Genomic DNA, 18,783 nt, shown 5'->3' on the forward strand with positions numbered 1-18,783 from the left:
TGCCGGCCGTCCGAGGCCGGGGCGTGCGGGCGCCTGGTCCGGAGTCGGCCGGGGTCCGGCCACGGCTCTCCTGCGCCCGGCTGGCCTGGTCGGCCGTCAGGCCCGCTGTGTACGCCCGGCCTGGTCCGTGGGACCGGGCCGTTCTCTGCCGCCCGCTTTCTGCACCCTGGCCCTGGCCCTGGCCCTGGCCCTGGACCAGGTCCAGGTCCAGAGCCGGCTGCTGCGCCCCTGGCCGCGGCGATGTCCTGGTCTGGTCTGCCGAGGGTCCGGTGCGGTGTTCCGGTCGCCCGGGTAGTGCCGGCGTCGTGGCGGCCCGGGTGGTGCCCACACCTGGTCGTGCCGCCGAGGGCCTGGCCGCAGGTCTGGCTGTCCCGGCGTACGCGGTCGGGTATCGGATGCGGGGAAGGCGGGTAGCGGTCCGGCCATGGGGGGTTGGATCGCGCCGGTGTTCGCGTTGGTGGGTGTGTGTCTGGGGGCTGTGGCGACGCACTTGGCGGAACTGCGCAGGGCCCGTTGGGAGGACCGCCGGTGGGCGAGGGAGCAGAGGACGCGTGTCTACGGTGAGTTCCTGACCGCGTTGGAGGAGACCGGGCAGGCGCTGTTGAAGGTGCTGAGGACCTTGCCCCTGGGTGAGCGAGGCGAGGCTGCGCAGGAAGCGTTCGCCGCCCATGGTCTGGGGGCGGTGCGGCAGTGTCTGCATGTGGTGGCGCCGGCGAACGTCGTGGGGGCGGCGGACGCCGTGTTTCGGGAGCTGAGCAGGGGCCGTGACATGGCGGACGGGTTCGATGCCCTTGACCATGCCGCGCTGGTGGAGGCGAAGGACCGTGCGGGTGACCTGAGAGATCGGCTGCAGCGGCTGATGAGCGAGGACATTGGCAGGTAGGTCCAGCCTGGCAGCTGCTTGTTCGGGGTGGGTGGTGTGGGGGCCCGGCGGCCGCTGGCAGCCACGCGTATGGGGGCGTCCCGGCCGGCCGAGAGCTGGCTGCTGCGCCCCCGGCCGCTGTCCCTGGTCGGCCGTCAGGCCGTCCCGTAGCGCCCGGCCCAGGCCGCTCCTGGCCGTCGCTGTGTCCGCCTCTGCTGGGGCCGTTTTCAGGTGAAGAGGTCGGGACGGGGACAGGTCTCGAGAGGGAGATGGGGGCGGTCTGCCCATTGCCACCAGACGTGGCCCAGGGGGCAGCCCCAGACAGCGCGGCATGTGCGCCTGCCGTCGTCGTCCCGCTCGAAGAGAGCCATGGCGAGCCCCGCCAGGGGCCGGTCGCACGTGGGGCAGGCCGGCGTGTTCTTCTCGGAGGGCACGGCAAGCACGCTACCGGCCGTGATCCGGCCCGTCGTCCGCTGCGCCCTGCCCAGCCGTCGTGGGAGCCTCCTGGCTTTCGGCCCGCTGTGCCCGGCAGCGGACCGGCCCGGTGTTCGGTTTGGGGGTGCTGCTTCGGGAATTGCCGTCCTTGATGGTTCGCGCTGTTTGCCGGGCGGCCTTGATTGGCGGTCTCGGCGTCGGTGGCGAGGGCCGTAGGGCCCTTTTCGGCGTACCTGGGTTGGATTTCTTCTCTGATGGGTGGCGTGTGGGTTGCAGCGGTGGTGTGCCGCCAGTTTTCAGTGGCTGGGTGGTGGTCGTTGCTGGTCGTGCCGTGTGTCGCTGAACGGTGGTGTCGCGTCCGTACTGAAGAGCAGTGTCGCGGGCCGGTGAAGTTCCGATGTCGCCTGTGACAGAGACCGTGATGCGGCTGGCGCGGGTTGTACCGGGGCGGTCACCGAGCTGCGGCGCGGTTCTGTCTGAGGTGGAACTCGACGGAACGACACAGGCTCAGCACGTCCTGCGGGTCGTCGGCCCGGTGGTGGAACCGGCGGATGAGTATCACCGAGTCGAGTGTGATGCCTGCGCGGGCCAGCACGAACAGCAGGGTGAGCAGAGCGGCGCGGGCGTTGCCGTCGTCGAACGGGTGGAAGAAGCAGACATCCAGGTAGGCCCGGGCCGCCCTGGCAGCCAGCGAGAGTCGGCTGTCATCGGCCTGGGCCAGACAGACGTCGAGGCGGGTGCGGGTGTCGGGGCCGATCCCGTAGCGCTCCTCGCCGCCCTTGGCGAGGGCGGGGTGGGCGCGTAGCAGTGGCGGCTCGGGTGTGCCCAGTACGTGCTGCTGCCAGCCGCGCAGCAGCTCGAAGTCGAGCGCGGCACCACGCGCCGCGTCGGCCCGCACCAGCTCCAGCGCGGTGAGCAGGCCGGCGGCGCGGGCGGGGTCCACTGCGGCGTCGAAGGAGCGGAAGTCCTCCGCCGCGCCGTCGTGGGCGGGCGTCGCCAGTCCACTGTCTGCGCTGTCCTCGCCGTCCGGCCACGGCACGCTCTCGCGTACCGCGAGCCAGCACTCCAGGTGGTCCGGGAGCTCGCCCGGCTCCGGTGACCAGCGGGTGTCCTGCGGGCGCAGGGGGCCGACGAGCCGCTCGGCGACGTCCTCCGCCAGGACCATGTCGGGCGCGGTCCAGCTCTTGAACCGGCCGCCGATTGCCTGTTGCACCAGCCGCTCAGCCAACTCGGGGGCGACACCCCAGTAGCTGAGGAACCAGCCCAGGACCTGCTGACAGTGCCCGTACCAGCCACTCTCGGCGCCTGTCCGGTCGGCCACCTGCAAGATCAGATTGCGGGCGGCGCGCTCCCACAAGATCCGATCAGCCACCAGCGTCTCCGGGTCCAAGGGGTAGGCCTCGAACCACTCCGTGAGGTGCTCCAGCCAGTCACGCCACTCGCACAGCGACGCCACGACGTGGTCGAGGGTCTGCTCTGCAGTGGTGATCGAGTGCGACCCGCAGCACCAGTTCCCGACCGGCCCGCCCTCGACGTCCCCCTCACCGAGCGACCACCGCCACCCCGCGGCCCACCGGCCGTAGCGCTCTATCAGCACGTGCGTCATGGCATCGGACCAGGGTTTGGCCACCTCCCAGGCCCAGTTGACCTTGGTCAGATCGAGGTGGGGGTCCAGCCGGGAGGGTACCCGCCGCGCCGGGCCGAGGGAGTGGACCACCTGCGCCGCCGAAGCGGGGTCGAAAGGGTGGCCGGCGGGGTCGACCTCGTCCCAGGTCAGGCCTGTGGGGGAGAGCGCATTGAACACCCGGTCAGAGTGCCACGGAGCCCAGGGGGGCCAGCAACGCTATTCTCGCCAGATCGCGGCCAGGCGGACCGCCACCAGTACCTGGCCCGCCGGGCCCGCCAGGTCCCCGGCGGGACACCCGGAGCAGTGCCCGCAGTGGTGTCCCAGCGGCAACCGCGTGAGCACGTCGTTTCGCTGGACCCTGCCGTCGGCGATGGAGGCGATCACCGTGGCCGCGGGGAGCGCGGAGAGTTTTCCCGGGGCGCAGGAGAACGTCACCCACACGCCGGTATGGGTGCCGGTCAGCTCTCGCGGGCCCTCGGGCGTGCGGTGCACCCACCGGATGCGCTCGCCGGGCCGGGCGTCGGCCAGGGTGAACAGGTCCGGGGACCAGGTGGTCCAGGACGCGGCCACGATCGGGACGGTGACCGTGGCCGACACCCCGGTAAGGCCGGCCACCGTGCCCGCCAGAGCCGCGCCGACCTCCTCGGTGTAGCCGCCGATCGGCTCCGCGAAGAGGATCAACCCCGACCCGGCGGGCCGCCGGCGGGGGTCGAACGCCTCCTTCGGCGGGGTGGTGGCGGCGGCCAGGGCCAGTGACGTCATGTCGGCCGTCGCGTAGTACAGCTGCGCCTCGCGCAGCACCTGCGTCTCCTGCCGCAGCAGGAACTGCGCGCCGGCCGCGCCGGGCGACGCATTCACCCCCGGGACCACCGGCAGCAGATTCGTTCGGCCCGCGTCGATCGCCAGCGCCATGGACTGGACCGCGGCCGTCTGCTGGTGGGCAGTCACCATCCGGGAGCGCCACTTCGGCAGCTCGGCGGGGTCGGGCGGGGCCCAGGGCGGCCCGGACAGATCGGTCATCGTCATGTCCCCGGACAGTGGCGAGGAACACCGAGGCCAAGGTGCGTGGTCGAGCGGAGCCGATCTATCACCAGCCGCCACGCCCGGCCGGCGACCGCCTCCCCGCCGGCCGCAACACGGGGGCGTGACAACGAATCCCCGCTGCACACCTGACCTGGGCATTCCCCTTTTCCGAAGGACGGCGAGGCCGCGTTGCACCCGCGTGTTGTACCCGTGGCGGCCCGGCTCCGTGGACTTCGGGGCCCGCTGTCGGTGTCCCGGCCGGCCGCCGGGCTCTGGTGCAAGCAGGTGGTGGCCGTCCGGGTCGGTGCTCCCCTCGCGGGCAATGGTGTGCGGGGGAGCGGTCCGATCCTGTCACCCCGCCCGTTCCCGGTTCCGGCCGGCCCTGGCCTCACCCGCCGCCTGTTGCGTCCCGGTCCCGCCAAGCCCGACCAGGAGTGATCCCGGTGATCCACGACATCGACCGCCTGCTGGAGGGCGCGGGCTCCGGCCCCGCCGCCCGGCCCCGCTACGACCTGGAGGCCGGCCGCCGCTACATCGCCGAGCGGCAGGCCGCCCGCCGTACGGCGTCGCCGTCCGCCCCGCCGCCGCGCGTGCCCGCTCCCGCTCCGTCCGCTCCGGCGCGGCCGTTGATCCCGGTGGGGATGCTGATCGACGGCGCCGCCCGTGACCTGAAGGCGCCCTGTCCAAGGGCGTCATCCACGAGCCGGAGGCGGGCACGTGGGTGAACGGCCTGGTCACGCGCTGGGAGCCGCACGGCGGCCTGGTCTTCGGCTGCCTCTTCGACCTCACCGGCCGCCACCACCACGCCCAGTGGTGGTGGCAGTTCGCCGCCGGAGCCGGAGAGTCCCTGGCCGCCTACTGCCTCTACCTCCACCACGTGCGCGCCGGCGAGCTGCGCGACGCCGAGCACTGGTTCCACCAGGCCGCCCGCCTCGGCGAGGGCGCCGCCCCGCAGTCGCCGCGGCCCGCCGTCCCGGACGTGGCCGACTACCCGCACCTCGCGTTGCTCCTCGCGCCCCCGATCCCCGACGCCACCGCCCTGCCGAGCCCGGACCCCGCCCTGCCGAGCCCGGACCCCGCCCTGCGCGAGGCCCTCGCCGGCCTGCCCGCCGCGGTCGACGAGATGTGCGGCCCCTTCGCCCTGCCCACCGGCGACATCGCCCACCAGCTCCAGGAACTCGCCACCCACTGACCCCGCTGCCACCCCCCGGCCGGGGCCCGCCGCCGCGCGGGCCCCGGCCCCGCACCGAACCCGGGAGACCCCTGATGCCCACCCGCGACCCCGCGATCCTCGCCCTGGCCACCTCCGCCGCCGGCTACCTGCTGACCCTCGCGACCCTGGCCATCACCGCCATCGCCGCCCCCACCCCCGCCCGCCGCCGAGAGGCCCGCACCACCCTCGCCCTCCTCCTCAACCGCAAGCCCTGACCGCGGCCGGAGCCGGGTGCGGCGCTGACAGCCGACACCGCGAAGGAGCTCGGCGTCCTCAAGGTTGCGACCGCCGATCAGCTCCAGCGCCTGCTGCGCCCGGGGGCGGCGTCGAGCACCGTCGAGGTCGACCCCGGCGTCGTCCAGGAGCTGTGTCGTTGAGTCCGGGCACCGAAGGCGCCGACCACCCGCTGGTGGTCGGCGCCTTCTGCTGGGTCTGCTGACGGAATCGGGTTGTTACTGCGATGGGTCGGATTCCGAACTGGTGGAGGAGCCCGGCGGCGAGCTCATCGGCAGGTTCTTTCAGTGTCGTGTCGTCGGAGTTCGGGCTCAGCTCGGTGGAGGCGGGTAGCAGTCGAGTGGGGTGCCGCGAGTTGCGCTCCAGACCGAACCATCCGGACTCGCCCCCGAAGGGGAGGAGACGATGCTCCGTGGCCGGCCGGGCGACGCTGGCTGTGATGTCCATGGCGCTGTCAGGAGCACGATGCCGGCGGGAGGCGTCGGTGAGGGGCGACCGCTTCTAGTACGACGGTGCTCGGCACCTGGGTGTCGACCACCATGCCCGGGGGGTCGTCGAGGCGGTGGGTGAGGTCGGCGCTGACGGTGACGGTCCCGTCGTGGTGGAGCTCCACCATCACACCGCGAGCGTTGTTCGCATGGTCGGGAACGAGGAAGTTGCTGTCGACCCACCGACGCAGGCCGGATCGCCGGCCCGTGCCGGTGGTGCGTTCTTGCCTTCTTCGGGGCCGGAAACAGCCGGCGGGCCCGGTGGTGGTCCGGGCCCGCCGGCTGCGGTGATCAGGCGGTGGCTGCGGCCCCGCCAGCGGCCGGAGTGCCGGCCTTGGTGTTCTGGTTCAGCTTGCCGCCGAGGGCGGTCAGGTTGCCGCCGTTGCCGTCTTCACCGCCGCCGCTGCTGCCGCCTTCGCCGCCGCTGCCCGATGCGGCCTTGACGACGGTGTCGGCCGCGATCTTGGCCATCTTCTCCGCGTGTTCGGTGGCGGTCTGCAGGGCCGCCTGAGCGCGTGCGCCCGCGTCCCTGTCGTTGCTGGCGGCGGCCTCGATGCCCTTGGTGAGCACCTGGCTCATGCTGCTGAGGCCGCTCATGTCGCGGAACAGGTTCGCGGTGGCGATGGCCTGCGCCGTCTGGAGGCCGACCGGGTCGGGCATCGCCATCACCGGCGTGAAGTGCGCCTGGGAGACGCCCATTCCGGCCGCCGTGGTGTCGAGGTTCTGCGCGCGCGAGCCGGCGGCCACCGGGGCGATGTCGGCCGGGGTGATCTGGATGGGCGAGTCCTTCCAGTTCCAGAAGCGGGTGAGGTCGATCTTCTCGGCCGAGTTGGACCGGCCGAGGACGGCCTCGGCGAAGACGCCGTTGGTGGCGATGGCGATCGTGTTGGTCACCGGCGTCCCGAACGTGTTGTCGCCGACCTGGCGGGCCTTGGTCCACTCCTCGCGTTCCTGCTCGCTGGCGAAGTTCCAGCGGAAGCCCAGGTAGTTGCCGGTCGCGGCGATCGGCTTCGGGTCCAGCAGCATGCCGAGCGGGACCGGCTCCGCGGTCGAACCCGACGGCGTGTAGGAGTAGTTGGCGAGGATACGGCTGAGCGTCAGCTCGTCGGCGTGGGCCCAGACGGCCTGGCTGTAGTGGCGGCGGTTGTCGTTCAGGTGGTCCAGGACCGCCTGCGGCACGCTCGCGCCCCGCACGTGGAAGCCGATGGACGAGAGGTAGACGCGGCTGCCGGACTTCACCGTCGAACCGAACAGCCCGCAGAGGGCCGCGCCGCCGGCGTCCTCGTTCAGGTCGGGTGCGGCGGTGGTGGTCGCGGCGATGCCGAAGGTGGCCACGCCCGAGGTCATCGTCAGGCGCAGCCCGGCGAGGCCGCCGCGGGCGGCCGTGCCGGACCAGGCGTCGACGGAGATCAGCTTGTCGGCGCCGCCGAAGGTGTAGGAGTCGTGCTGCTGCGTGCCGGTGTCGCCGGTGTCGCCGTAGCGGACGGTGCGGTTCGGGAAGACCACCTGGATGCTGCGGATTCCGGCACCGTCGGACCAGACGTCGATCCTGGACGCGTAGGAGGAGTCGTCCTTCGGCTGGTCGTCGAAGGCCACCGGTGTCTCCCGTGCCAGGATCCGGGACAGTGTTCCGTTGCTCATCAGCACCCAGTAGTCCCCGTCGGCGGCCGAGGCGATCTCCGCCAGTCCGACGATGTTCTGCAGGCCGCCGGTGGTGGGACGGGCCAAGGCCGTCGTACCGGACGCCATCACGAAGGGCAGGGTCTCGGTGCTGGACTGGGGCTGTACGACGGCCCAGACCGCACCGTCGGGAGTGGTGGACAGGCGTTGCACGCCCTGCCCGTTCCGTTGCACCCAGCCGGTGCCGCTGCGCTCGTACATGACCCCCTGCCGGCAGTACCACACCTTGTCCTTGCCGGTGGTGGCGACATCGTCGGCCAACACGCCCATGTTCGTCCAGGAGCTGCCCGGGTTTCGCTGGTGGAGGAAGTTGTTGGCGCCGACGACGTAGACCGTGTCGTCCGCGCCGCAGGCGATGCGCACCCCCAGGCCTCCCGCCGGGTCGGTTCGCCAGGTCGTCCCGTCGAACTGCACGACCGCGTTGTCGGTGGCCCTGAGCGCCCAGACGCTGTCCTTGCCCGGCGCGATGCGGGTCAGGCCGCCGCTCAGTCCGGTGGTGGGCACCGACTTCCACTGCTGGGTCACCGGATCGAACCGGACCGGGAGGCCGTCGGCCTTGCGGACCCCGTACACGCCCATGGATGAAGCGGCGATGTCGGCCAACTCTATTCCGGCGAACTCCTGCCTGACCGGCGCCTCCTGCGCCGTGACCGGGTCGAGCTTGCGCACGGCGGTGTCGAAGGGGTTCGCCGCGCGGATCTTCGCCGCCCAGTCGATCGGCGCGACCGAGGCGAGCACCTCCTTGTACCGTTGCAGGCTGGTGTGGTTGAAGGTGAGCTCCTGCAGCGGGATGAACAGACAGCGTTCCAGCTTGGTGGGCTTGGTCGTCACGCTGTAGGTCTGGACGACCTCGTAGTACTGCACCGACATCGCGTGCATGTGGTTGTAGTTGGTGACGACCCGGGTGACGATCTGCTCCTTCTCCGACTGCGACGTCTCGCGCACGACCGTCATGTTCCGGCTGCGGGCCGCGGTCGCCAACTGCTGGGTCCGCGCGCCGATCCGCTGGCTCGCCTCGTTCGCGACCGACCGCACGCCCGTGGAGCGCGACACCGCGGTCACGATGCCCAGGTTCGCCGACTCGCTGCTGCTGCTGCCGACGCCGCCGAGGCCGGGGACCGCGAAGCCGGAGCTGCTGCCGGAGCTGGACGACGCACTGAGCCCGAACGCATCGGAGCTGCCGGACTGCTCCTCGCGGGCGATCGCGTTCGCTACCTCGCTGATCGACCGGTTCTGGTCGGTGCTCCCGGACATCGCCTCGTTCTCGGACGCCGTCTCGCTGCCGGTGGCCCTGGTGGTGCGCTGCCAGTCGACGACCGCGACCCGGGTGCTCTCGCCGGGCGCGAGCGCGAGGCTGTGCAGCAGCCTGCCGAGCGTGACGCCCTGGGCCGACCAGCTCTGCTCCGTCGTGACGACCATGCCCTCGGCGGGGCGGTCGTAGAACGGGAGGTTCTCCTCACCGAGGTCGATGGCGCCGGTCAGCTTGCGCGCCGGCTTCGCCCCGGGGATGTCGGTGAGCACCACCGAGCGGTACCGGACGATCTCCACCGGGTAGTTGCCGGTGGTCGGCAGCAGGTCCGTCGGCGTCGGACCGTCGAGTATCGCCCCGCCCGCTGCGGGAGTCGGTGACGAACTGGTCTGGGCCGCCGCTGGATCGGCGGCAGGGGTTCCGGTGCTCGAGGTGCTCATCGCGATTCCCGTCTGCGCAGAAGATGAGGGAGCGGCCAACGCGGCCGTGAGACCGTGGAACGACCTGAAGGTGAACGGTTCCTTCCGGTTGGCTCGAAGCTACACACGCCCGACCACCGTGGCGGCGGCCTTTGCCGAACTTGGCCAGAATCAGTGTTCGACGGCAATCACCCTGACGTTGGGCCGAGGAAGGCGGCTTCGGCCGCCCCGTCGCATGCTGCGCCGGGTGCCGTCGGGCCCGGCCGGTTCGCGTGCGGGGCGTCCGGGCCGGGTTAGGGGTGGGTGTGCGCGGTGTTCCAGGCGTTCAGGTAGGTGGTCAGGGCGGTGCGTAGGCGTCGGGTGTGGAGGGTGTCGGGCAGGCGGAGGCGGTGGGCGCGGTGGGCGAGGTCGGCGATGGCGGCGCGCAGGTGGGGCAGGAGGAGGTCCTCGTTGCGGGCGTGGGCGGACAGGTGTCGCCGCAGCTGGCGGTCGGCGGTCTTCGACAGGCCGGAGGCCGGGTTGCCGATGAGGGCCTGGGCGGTGGCGAGGAGCTCGGCCTCGGCGGCCGCGAACACCTCGGCGGCGGCGGATTCCTCGGTTTCCGTGGGCTCCTCGGTGGCCGTGAACACCTCGCTGCCGCCGGTGGCGTTGCCACGGCCGGAGCGTGGGGGCGGTGCGTTGCCTTCGGCGCTGCCGGCGGAGCGCTGGGCGCAGGCCGCCCCGGCCGCGGCGGTCCGTGCGGTGCGGTGGCGGGAGGGGAGGAGTTTGTCGTTGGCGGTGGTGTCGGGCAGGGGGCGGGTGTCCGGGGGCAGTACGGCGAGTGCCTGTTCCAGCGCGCCGGCCGGGGCCCCGCCGCCGGTGCCTGCCTGCTGCGCCCTGGAGCCGGCCGCGCCGTTGCTCCGGCCGTCGGTGCGGGCCGGGGATTGGCGGGTGGTGTGGGGGTGTGGTTCGTCGGGGTCGGGGATGTGGATCGGGTGGAGGAGGCCGGTTTGGCGGGGTGGGTCCTGCTGGTTGTCGTGGTCGGGCTGCTCGTTGCCTCCGGGGGGCCGGGGCCGGGGCCGGGGCCGGGGCGGGTGGTGCGGGTCGTGGGGTTGTGGGTTCGGGGAAGAGGCCGGTGAGTTGGTCGGGGACGGGTTGCTGTCCGGGGCCGGGACGGGGTCCGTGTCGGGCGGGGCGGGCGCCGGTGGCGGGTACGGCGTCACCGCGGTCCGGTGCGCCGGGCGTGTCCGTGTTGTCGGTGCCGGCCCGGCGGGCGGGAGCGTGTCCGGCGCCGAGCAGGTGGTGGAGGGTGTCGAGGTGCTCTTGGGCGGCGTGTGCGTGGCGGACGACCAGGGCGAGGTGCTCGCCGTCCATCGCCTCCAGGGCGTCCCGCCCGGCGGCGGCCGGCTCGGGGTCGAGGCCTTGCAGGAGTTTGCGGGCCTGTTCGCGTAGCCGTGGGGCCTGTTCGTCCGGGCGGCGCCGGCGCGGGGCGGCCTGGCGGCAGGCCTGCCCGCGGTACAGGCCGGTGCGGCCGGTGCGCGCGGGGCCGGGCAGTGGCCGCCGGCAGCGGGGGCCCGCGCACACGGCGGGGCCCTGCCTGTGAGGATCCGTCACCGTCCCACGGTGACGGAACCGGGCGTGCGCCCGCAGGCCGCCCCGCCGGCCGGGTGGCTGCTGCTGGACCTGCCACCAGGAACGCAGCGAGCGGCTGGAACGGGAGGCCGAGGAGCAGCTGGAGGCGGCCCGGGCCGCGAACGCCGCGCTGCGCCCTGGTTCGATCGGCGGCCGGTGTTGGAGTTGGTCGGGAAGGCCGGCCCGGACCGGCTGGAGTGCCCGCAGTGCGCCGCCGACCGGGAGGAGAAAGAGCTGGGGCCGCTGGTGCTGCCCGCCCCGACCCGACGCGAGCGGGTCACCGCGCTGGTCTTCGCTCCGGACGATCCGTGGTGGGAGGAGCGGGTACGGCACACCGGGCTCTACCCGGTGAAGGACCGCGCCTCGTGAGCACCGGAGCCTGTCACGGGGGCGTCGCGGCCGCGGCAGCCCCGGCCTGTGCTGTGCCGGGTGGCTGCGTCACCGGCGGTCCCGTCGGCGTGCCAGGCCAGGACACGGCCCGCGAAGCCGGGCGTGCCCGGTGAAGCCGGTGCGTCCGGGGAGTTCGCCGGCGGCCCCGGCGGAGTCTTGGTCGTAGTGGCCGGTGTCCATGTGTCCTCCCGTTGGTGGGTTATGACCGTACGGCGGGGGCGGCCCTCGTCCTGGCCGACGCCGCCGACCGATGCCCGCCCCGGCGTCCTGGCGGTGCCGGTGGGCGTCCTGCCCGCGTGCTGGGCCGGGCGGTTGCGTCACCTGCGGGTGGTGGCGGAAGCCTGCCGACGGTGCCCCGGCCGCCCTGGTTCGGCTGCCATGGCGGCACGGTGGCCGGACCGGTCCTGTGGCTGATCGCCATTTCGGTTGTGGCTTATGCCTGTGACGTGGGGTGTTGTGGGTGGAACGGGGACGTTGTCAGGCCCTTTCAGAGGGTTGGTGCGCGGCTTCTTGATCGTTTCTGTTGGGTGGGGCCGTTTTGCGGGGTTCTGATCTGCGGGTGTCGGTGATGGGTCGGGAATCGAGGGTTGTCTGAGATGTTCTGGGGTTGTTTGCTGGTCTATCGGTAGCCGTGTAGGCGGGCGGGGGTGTCGGCTGGCCCGGGGTTCAGTTGGTGCGTGTGTGGTGGATCCAGGTCCAGAGGAGGTCGCCGGGTGGGGGTGCGAGGCGTTCGAGGTGGAGTCGGTGGGCGGTGTGGGTCAGGAACGCGGTGATCGCGGGATGGGTCCGGGGTGTGGGTCCTTGTCGTGGTTGTCCGGGCAGGCTGGTGGTGGCCAGGATTCGGGCGAGGGTGATGGTTTCGGGGTAGGTGACGAGATCCCGCGCGTACAGGGCCCAGGACTTTCCGGCGGGTTCGGCGTGGGGGTTGGCGTGGGCGAGGAGCCGGAGCCGGTGCTGCCAGCGTGCGTCGAGTTGGGTCTGCCGGTCGTACCAGCGGGTGGTGATGGCGCCGGCCCAGCCAAGGGCCGCAGCGGCGTGCGCGTGGCGGATCAGGCGCTGGTGGTCGCGCCAGGCCTGGCCGAGTGCGGGCAGGGTCGCGGTGGTCAGGCTGGTGTCGGGGTCCGGGCTCCAGTGGCGGTGGCGCGGGCACAGGGTGCGGTGCGCGGGTGGGTGGACGTGGGCCCGGCCGGTGGCTCCCCGGGTGTGGCGCAGGGTGCAGGCAGGACACGCCCGCACGGGCTGCTCGCTTCTTTCCAGCGGCTGCCAGGCGGCGGTGGCGGCTGCGTCGGGTGCTGACTCCTCGCCGGGGTTGGGGGAGCGGCGTGCCGGTGTGGGGTGGCGGGTCAGGTTCGGCAGGGCGCGGGCGAGGTCTGCGGGCGGGGTGCGGGTGAGGGTGGCCAGGCGCTGCTGCGCCCCGATGTCGAGGTGGATCTCGGCGGTCCCGGCATCACCACCGGCGGTGCGCGGGCGGGTGACGGTGATGCCGAGGGCGTCCAAGAGGTCGGTGGTGGTGGCCTGGTAGGCGTGGGCGAGACGGTGCAGGTAGGAGAAGGTGGCCTCATGCGGTATCGGTCTCACCCGCAGCGCCCCGGCCGACGCTTGGGCGAGGCCGCGCGGCCCGGCCCCGTACACCGGGGCTGTGCGTGGCCGGGGGTCCATGGGTGACGCTGCCTGGTCAGGGCTCGCCGGCGCTGCCTCGCTCGCCGGGAACGCGGCGTCGGCCGGGTGCGGCGAGGTGGCATTGGTTGTCCGGCGGGCCGTCACGTGGTCTGGCGGGCGGGTCGGCTGGTGCGGGAGGACCGACGGCTGGGGGTGCGGGGCCGGTAGTGCTCTTCGGCGAGGTGGTCGAGGGCGATGGTGTCCAAGCTGGAGCGGGTGATCTTCTCGCTCTCGTCGAGGATGGCGGTGATCGCGGCGCGGCGCAGGAGACGGGAGAGGCTGCCGATGCGCCCGGCGGTGCGCTGGTGCAGGTAGGGGGCCAGGCGTACGAGGCTGCCGGGGCGGTGGCGCTGCAGGTCGAGGGCGTTCTCCATCGCGGCGACGGTCTCGCGGAACGGGCGGGTGACCAGCGCGCTGCCGTCGCTGGCTCCCGCACCGCCCCCGTCCCGTCCTCCGGTACTGCCCTCGACGCTGCTACTTCCGCTCTCGTTGTTGCGCCGGGTGTTGCCTGTGCTGCTTGTGGCGCTGCCTGCGTGTGCGGTGGCGGGCAGGGGGTCGCAGTCGATCAGACCGGCGCGGCCGGCGAGTTGGGCACCGGCGGTGCCGGTGAACAGGGCGGTGGTGGTGACGTCGATGCCGGCGTACACGAATGTCGCCGAGATCCGCTCGGTGAGGTCTTTGAGGAAGTCGGCGGCCTCGGCGCCGGTGCTGGTGCGCGGGTTGAGGCGGTGGATCTCGTCGATCATCACCAGCCGTACGCCGGCCGTGTTGTAGGTGTGGCACACGGACACGGCGATCTGGGCCTGGGTCATGCGGGCGGAGACGGGGATGCCGAGGTAGCGGGCGAACTCGAGCGCGAGGGCTTTGGCGGTGGCCCCGGGCGGCACCAGCAGATAGGCCACGGGGACCTGGCTGGCGGCGTGGCCGCCTCGGGTCTGTTCGGCCAGGTGGCAGGTGCGGCCGACCTCCAGCAGCGTGGTGGTCTTGCCCGTGGTGGGCGGTCCGGTGACGATCAGTGAGGGACGGGCGGTGGCCCGCTGGTGGCGCCCGAGGGCCATCAGGGTCCGCGCTTCCAGCAGCGTCTTGGCGACGGCGGGGGTGCGCACGGTCACGAAGCGGGAGTGGTAGGCCAGGCGCTGCTCCGCGGTGCGCGGCGCATCCCCTGGTCTGGGCGGTACCGGGGGCGGGTCGTCGGCGAAGCGGCGGAACAGCTCCCAGGTGGTGGGGGATGCGTCCAGTCCTGGCTCCGTCGTGTCGTCGGTCACCACAGTTCGGCCTCCTTGCGGGCGTCGTACAGCGCGAAGGCGCCCTCTTGTTCTTCACCGGGCCACGCGCCCCGGCCGTCCAGGTCCTCGTCGTCGTCCTCATCAGGACCGAGCTCGTCCAGGCTCTCCTCACCCGGCCAGCCACCCCGCGTGGCCCGACCGTCGTCGCCGTTTTGGCCTTGTGGCGGTGCGGACCGCGCCCCCGCAAGGCAGGCCCGCGCCGCGGTGGACTCCGAAGCATGGCCATCACCGGACTGATCGCCGGTTTCCGCACGTGCCGGCCCGGCGGACCCGTCGTCGGCAGCGGCCCGACTGGTCCGCTCCCGGCCCTCGTCTCGGACTTCTCCCGGGGCCGGGCCGGGGTTCAGGTCGTGGGGGAGTGAAGCAGGCGCTTGCCGGGCGGCGAGGTGCCGTTCGCGGGCGCTGGCCTGGCCGGTGCGGACCTTGAACAGGAGGTCGTCGAGGGCGCGGGCGAGGTCGGCTTCGTGTTGCTCGCGGCTGCCGCGGCGCTCCACGGTGCTCTTCAGGTGCTGCCACAGGTCATCGGCCAGCGGCTGGTGGATGTACTCGGCGTGGATCCACGGCACCGCGGTGAACTGCCCGTCGGGCAGGCGGACCCAGACCTGGCGCTGGTCGTGGGGGTTGTGGTGGACCTCCCAGCGGCCCCGCTGCGCGTTGATGCCGGAGGGCTGGCCGCGGTGCGGGTTGAGGGCGTGGTGGTCGTAGGTGCGGTGGTCGATGCGGATGCCGCGCTCGGTGATCGGCTTCCACACCACGGGCAGCAGCTCGACGTAGTCGGCGCCGGTCAGCGGGAGGGGGACGTGGCCGCAGGTGCCGAGCAGCGCGCCCCACATCTCGTTGGGGGACAGTGCGGCGGCGGGCATCGACGGGTGGCGCAGCCCCTCGTGGGGCCGGTTCTGCCATTCGGTGGTGATCCACTGGTCGAGGAGGTCCTGCAGCTGCGCCACGCTCCACAACGCCTCGGTCTCGGCGCGCGGTCCGCGCCGGGCGGGGTTGGAGCCGGTGTGGCCGGCGACGTGCTGGCAGAACAGGCTGTTGACGGAGCCGAAGGTGCGCTCCACGGGGCCCTTGGCGGCCGGCTGGCGCGGGGGAGCGGGCTGCACGCTGATGCCCAGCGTCTCGGCGGCGGCCAGGAACGCCTCGGAGACGAACACCCGCCCTCGGTCGACGACCACCGTCTCGGGCACGGCCACCGGCCGGGCGGCCGCGCCGCGCAGGCGGGCGTCGGCGTCCAGCAGAAGGTCGTACGGGACCGGTGCCCGCGACAGCTCCAGCACCTGCGGCCAGGTGGGCCGTACGGGGTGCGGGGTGGCCATCTCGGCCAGCAGCAGGGCGGCGTCCACCGCCTTGGTGCCGGCCGGACGCAGGACGGCGGCCAGGATCGAGCGGGACGCGACGTCGAGGGCGATGGTCAGTTCCGGCCGGCCGGTGGTGCCGTTGTCGAACACCGCGAAGATGTCGAGGCGGGTGGTGTCGAGCATGACCTGCTCACCGGGCCGCAGTACCCGGGTGGGGCGGTAGGGGCGGGCCGGTTTGCCGGCGGTGCGGGCCGGGCCGCCCGGCCGCTCACCCGGGTCGGCGAGGACGGCCGCCAGGCGGTAGAACGTCGCCTGCGCGGGAACCTTGACCACGCCAAGGCCGTGACGCTCCTCCAGCACCTGCGCGGTCAGCTGCCGCAGGCCCTTGACCGTGCCCCTGGACCTGCCGCGCTGGCGCCGCATCGCCTCCAGAACGGCCGCCACCACACGCTCGTCCGTGCGCCCGGTCGGGCTGTGCGTGCGGGTGGTGCGGTGGTCTACCAGCCCCCACAGGCCCTTCTTTCGGTACTCCAGGCGCATGCGCTGCACGGTCGTGCGCGCGACACTGCCAAAGCCCAGCGCGGTCAACTCCTGCGCCTTGGCCAGTTCCCGCTGGGCCAGGGTGCGGGTGGCCGGGTCGTACTCCGGGCGCGGCGCCAGCCCGCTGGTCGACGCCGCGTCCGGCAGCCCGGTCTCCACTTCACGGATGTGCCGCTGCCAGGCCAGGGCCCGCTCCTGCTCACGCAGCGGCACCGTCGCGAACATCCCCCACTGCGGCACCGGCACCGCGACCGCGGCGCCGACCAGCGCGAAGTCATCGGCCGCGAACAGGTAGGCCGCCAGCAGCGTCACCGCCGTCCCCTGCTCGTCGAGCAACCGCACCTGTTGCCCCTGCAATCCGACGACCTGCCAGGCACCGCCCTCGAACACCACATGAGCGCCCACCGCCAGCACCGGCCGGCTTCCCGCGGCCCGGCTCACCGCCCCGGCCCCGCACCCACGATGCCGCCCACGACGGCCCCCGCGTCGGCCCCGGACCAAGCGGGGCCCGGCCCGACGAGCACTCCACCGTGCAGAGGCCGCTCCAGCGGCGCCCGCAGCCGGTGCGCCCACAGCGCGTGGTAGACCACCGGCAGCACCACCAGAGGATTGCCCACCGCCCGCACCCCCTCCACCAGCGGCCGCGGGCACGCGAACGCCTCCATCACCGCCTCCTCCACCTGCCGCGCACCGCGAAAACGCGGATGCCGGTACCCGGCCAGCCACCGCACATTGCCCACCACCACCGGATCCGGCACGCGCAGCCGCCGGTACACCCATCCGACCCGCGCGCACGCCTCACCCACCGCCGCGGCCGCCCGCTGCGCCGCCACCCCGCCCGCACCGGGGGAGCCCGGGCAGTCGGCCAGCAGCCCCGTCCCGTCCGCGTACCGGGCGAACACCTGCGGCACCCAGGAGCGCACCGCGCCCCGCTCCTGCGGATCGCGCCACAACACCCGCACCGGACGCCCGGCCATCGCGACCACACGCGGATCGCGGTCCAGCAGCATCAACTGCACGACCGTAGCCGCCGACCCGTGCGCCACATGCCCCCCGGTCGTGGCCGACCACCACCACCCCGGCCCCCATCGCTTGCCCGGAATCACCGGGAACGCCGACACCGGCCGCAATTCCTCGAACCGCACCCGGTCCACAGCCCGGTCCCACCGCTCCTGCTCGAGCTCCCCGCCGACAGTGAAAACCGCCTCGAAGCCCTCCACCGGAACAGTCGGCCCAAGCACGCCCATGTCCGCCATGACGGCCAGTCAAGTATGTGAGAAAGCAGCAGATACAGCGGGACGGCAACCAGTCCGCCCGTACGAGCGATGCCCCGCCGAACCCGCCACGCAGAGCCTCACCCGCGTGATAAGGGAGCCGTCACCCGTACCGCTCCTTGAGGTCGTCGCGGTGATCGTCGATGTCCTGCTGGAGGTCCTCTACGGGGATACAGGTCCAGGCGCTGAGCTGGCTGAGGGGGATGCCTGCGGTCTGCGCCGCGCCGGCGATGCCGATAGTGGCCTCGGCCAGGATGCCGATGGTCGCGTTGAGGATGCCCAGCAACTGTTGGGCGGCTGCGGCGAGCGGTGCGGTGTCGTCGAGGTCCAGTTGTGCCAGGAGGCCGGTGGCGTCGCGGAGCCTGTCCTTGATCAAGGCGCGCTCGGGGCGGGGGACGCAAGCGCGCCAGGTGATGGTGCCGTCGGCGCGCCGGGCCATGGTCCGCAACTGCGCCGCCATGGACGCCGGTTGGTCCTCGCGCCTGACCCACCACAGGTCCAGGAACCGGTCGCCGCTGTGGCCGGCGCCGCGGCGCCGGCGCACGAGCGCTCCCCACCACGCGGTGAGCGCGCTGCTGCCGGGGACCGCGCCGACCTCACCGAGCCAGGGGCGGGCGAGCCTGCGGCCCAGTTCCTGGCACAGCACCCCGTCGGGCGGGAAGGGACGGATCCGCTCCGCGCCGCTGTCCTGCCACACCAACTCCGCCACCAGCGGGTCCACCAGAGCCCCGGCGACCGTGACGACCTCGGGGAACGTAGCGGCCTCCCGGGCCACCGCCCGCCACCACCAGAACCCGGGCCCCGCATCCCCACCCGCCAGAGCATGGAGCCGCGCCGGCCAGATCCGCTCCTGCTCCCACTCCAGGGCGAGATCCCACCACCGGCACACCACCGCCCGCGCCACACCGAACACCTCCCCGGGCTCCACCCCCGCCCGCACCGCACGCCGGGCCACCCCCACCCACCGCCGCTGCGCCCGGGCGATCTCCGGCAGACCCCGGACGTCGAGAAACTCCATGTCCTGGCCGAGGTCGGCGTCGGCGTCCAGCAGCCACCGCCCGTGCCGCGCGCACACCCGCTCCCACCGCCGCGCGTAGCGCATCACCCGTACCGGTGCTCCGGTCCGCCGAGCCGTGCACGACCGGCACCCGAACGCCACCGGCCCCACCGCCGCGCCGCCCACCCGCCATGTCGCCTGCGGCCCGTTCCCGCCGGCCCGTGCGGTCAGCTTCTCGTCGTCCAGCCCCCACGCCGGCAGCGCCCGCCCCAACGCCTCCTCGCCGGCCCCGCACAACCCGGCCAGTACCCGCCGCCCTGCCTCGTCCAACAGCATCTCGGCGTCCGCCCGCAGCGCGCCGCTCTCGTGCCGCAGACGGTGACCGTGCCATTGCCAGTGCGTCAGCACAGCGGCGTCGTCCAGGCCGTAGCGGGCAGCGACCCGGCCAAGAAACGAGAAGGTCGTCTCCCCAGCGAGGGGGGACACACGGAAGATCCC

General features: G+C 73.2%; 16 protein-coding genes. 6 read left to right on the plus strand and 10 right to left on the minus strand.

Features of this window, described 5'->3' with window-relative positions; all coding sequences use genetic code 11:
• Positions 1-445 precede the first annotated feature (445 nt).
• Positions 446-883: a hypothetical protein gene (locus ACFZBX_RS34805; RefSeq protein ID WP_391537812.1), complete on the plus strand. Its 438-nt coding sequence runs from the start codon at positions 446-448 to the stop codon at positions 881-883.
• An 865-nt stretch (positions 884-1,748) separates the two neighbouring features.
• On the opposite strand, the gene ACFZBX_RS34810 is transcribed toward ACFZBX_RS34805, so the two are convergent.
• Together ACFZBX_RS34810 and ACFZBX_RS34815 are read right to left on the minus strand one after the other, a co-directional pair.
• Positions 1,749-3,101: a Fic family protein gene (locus ACFZBX_RS34810; protein WP_391537813.1), complete on the minus strand. Its 1,353-nt coding sequence runs from the start codon at positions 3,099-3,101 to the stop codon at positions 1,749-1,751.
• A gap of 39 nt (positions 3,102-3,140) precedes the next feature.
• Complete coding sequence (locus tag ACFZBX_RS34815; RefSeq protein WP_391537814.1) at positions 3,141-3,950, minus strand: hypothetical protein; 810 nt, start codon at positions 3,948-3,950, stop codon at positions 3,141-3,143.
• 440 nt (positions 3,951-4,390) lie between these two features.
• On the opposite strand from ACFZBX_RS34815, the gene ACFZBX_RS34820 reads away from it, so the two are divergent.
• The 3 genes from ACFZBX_RS34820 (at position 4,391) to ACFZBX_RS34830 (ending at position 5,375) form a co-directional block, all read left to right on the plus strand.
• Entirely contained in the window at positions 4,391-4,672 is a 282-nt protein-coding gene (locus ACFZBX_RS34820) for a hypothetical protein (protein ID WP_391537815.1), read from the plus strand.
• Positions 4,669-5,139 (plus strand): hypothetical protein, encoded by a 471-nt coding sequence (locus ACFZBX_RS34825; RefSeq protein ID WP_391537816.1) that lies wholly within the window; start codon positions 4,669-4,671, stop codon positions 5,137-5,139. The genes ACFZBX_RS34820 and ACFZBX_RS34825 overlap by 4 nt, the downstream gene beginning before the upstream one ends.
• 74 nt (positions 5,140-5,213) lie before the next feature.
• Positions 5,214-5,375 (plus strand): hypothetical protein, encoded by a 162-nt coding sequence (locus tag ACFZBX_RS34830; RefSeq protein ID WP_391537817.1) that lies wholly within the window; start codon positions 5,214-5,216, stop codon positions 5,373-5,375.
• A 473-nt stretch (positions 5,376-5,848) separates the two neighbouring features.
• On the opposite strand, the gene ACFZBX_RS34835 is transcribed toward ACFZBX_RS34830, so the two are convergent.
• From ACFZBX_RS34835 to ACFZBX_RS34845, 3 genes are all read right to left on the minus strand, one after another.
• A complete protein-coding gene (locus ACFZBX_RS34835; RefSeq protein WP_391537818.1) occupies positions 5,849-6,013 on the minus strand; it encodes a hypothetical protein in 165 nt (54 codons plus the stop codon).
• A 160-nt stretch (positions 6,014-6,173) separates the two neighbouring features.
• A complete protein-coding gene (locus tag ACFZBX_RS34840) occupies positions 6,174-9,251 on the minus strand; it encodes a hypothetical protein (protein ID WP_391537819.1) in 3,078 nt (1,025 codons plus the stop codon).
• A gap of 272 nt (positions 9,252-9,523) precedes the next feature.
• Positions 9,524-10,432, minus strand: a complete 909-nt coding sequence (locus ACFZBX_RS34845) for a hypothetical protein (RefSeq protein ID WP_391537820.1) — start codon at positions 10,430-10,432, stop codon at positions 9,524-9,526.
• 58 nt (positions 10,433-10,490) lie between these two features.
• Between ACFZBX_RS34845 and ACFZBX_RS34850 the strand changes: the two genes are divergently transcribed.
• Positions 10,491-10,661, plus strand: a complete 171-nt coding sequence (locus ACFZBX_RS34850; protein WP_391537821.1) for a hypothetical protein — start codon at positions 10,491-10,493, stop codon at positions 10,659-10,661.
• 336 nt (positions 10,662-10,997) lie between these two features.
• Positions 10,998-11,210, plus strand: a complete 213-nt coding sequence (locus ACFZBX_RS34855) for a hypothetical protein (RefSeq protein ID WP_391537822.1) — start codon at positions 10,998-11,000, stop codon at positions 11,208-11,210.
• Between the two features lie 687 nt (positions 11,211-11,897).
• Here ACFZBX_RS34855 and ACFZBX_RS34860 read toward each other — a convergent pair.
• From ACFZBX_RS34860 to ACFZBX_RS34880, 5 genes are all read right to left on the minus strand, one after another.
• Positions 11,898-12,809 (minus strand): TniQ family protein, encoded by a 912-nt coding sequence (locus tag ACFZBX_RS34860; RefSeq protein ID WP_391537823.1) that lies wholly within the window; start codon positions 12,807-12,809, stop codon positions 11,898-11,900.
• A gap of 182 nt (positions 12,810-12,991) precedes the next feature.
• Positions 12,992-14,158 (minus strand): TniB family NTP-binding protein, encoded by a 1,167-nt coding sequence (locus ACFZBX_RS34865; protein ID WP_391537824.1) that lies wholly within the window; start codon positions 14,156-14,158, stop codon positions 12,992-12,994.
• Entirely contained in the window at positions 14,152-16,419 is a 2,268-nt protein-coding gene (locus ACFZBX_RS34870; protein WP_391537825.1) for a Mu transposase C-terminal domain-containing protein, read from the minus strand. The genes ACFZBX_RS34865 and ACFZBX_RS34870 overlap by 7 nt, the downstream gene beginning before the upstream one ends.
• A 32-nt stretch (positions 16,420-16,451) precedes the next feature.
• Positions 16,452-17,270, minus strand: a complete 819-nt coding sequence (locus ACFZBX_RS34875) for a TnsA-like heteromeric transposase endonuclease subunit (protein WP_391537826.1) — start codon at positions 17,268-17,270, stop codon at positions 16,452-16,454.
• A gap of 121 nt (positions 17,271-17,391) precedes the next feature.
• The gene (locus ACFZBX_RS34880) at positions 17,392-18,771 is read right to left on the minus strand and encodes a DNA-binding protein (RefSeq protein ID WP_391537827.1); all 1,380 of its coding nucleotides are present in this window, start codon (positions 18,769-18,771) and stop codon (positions 17,392-17,394) included.
• Positions 18,772-18,783 lie beyond the last annotated feature (12 nt).

The sequence above is a fragment of the Kitasatospora sp. NPDC008115 genome, assembly GCF_042957205.1.
Lineage (GTDB): Bacteria > Actinomycetota > Actinomycetes > Streptomycetales > Streptomycetaceae > Kitasatospora.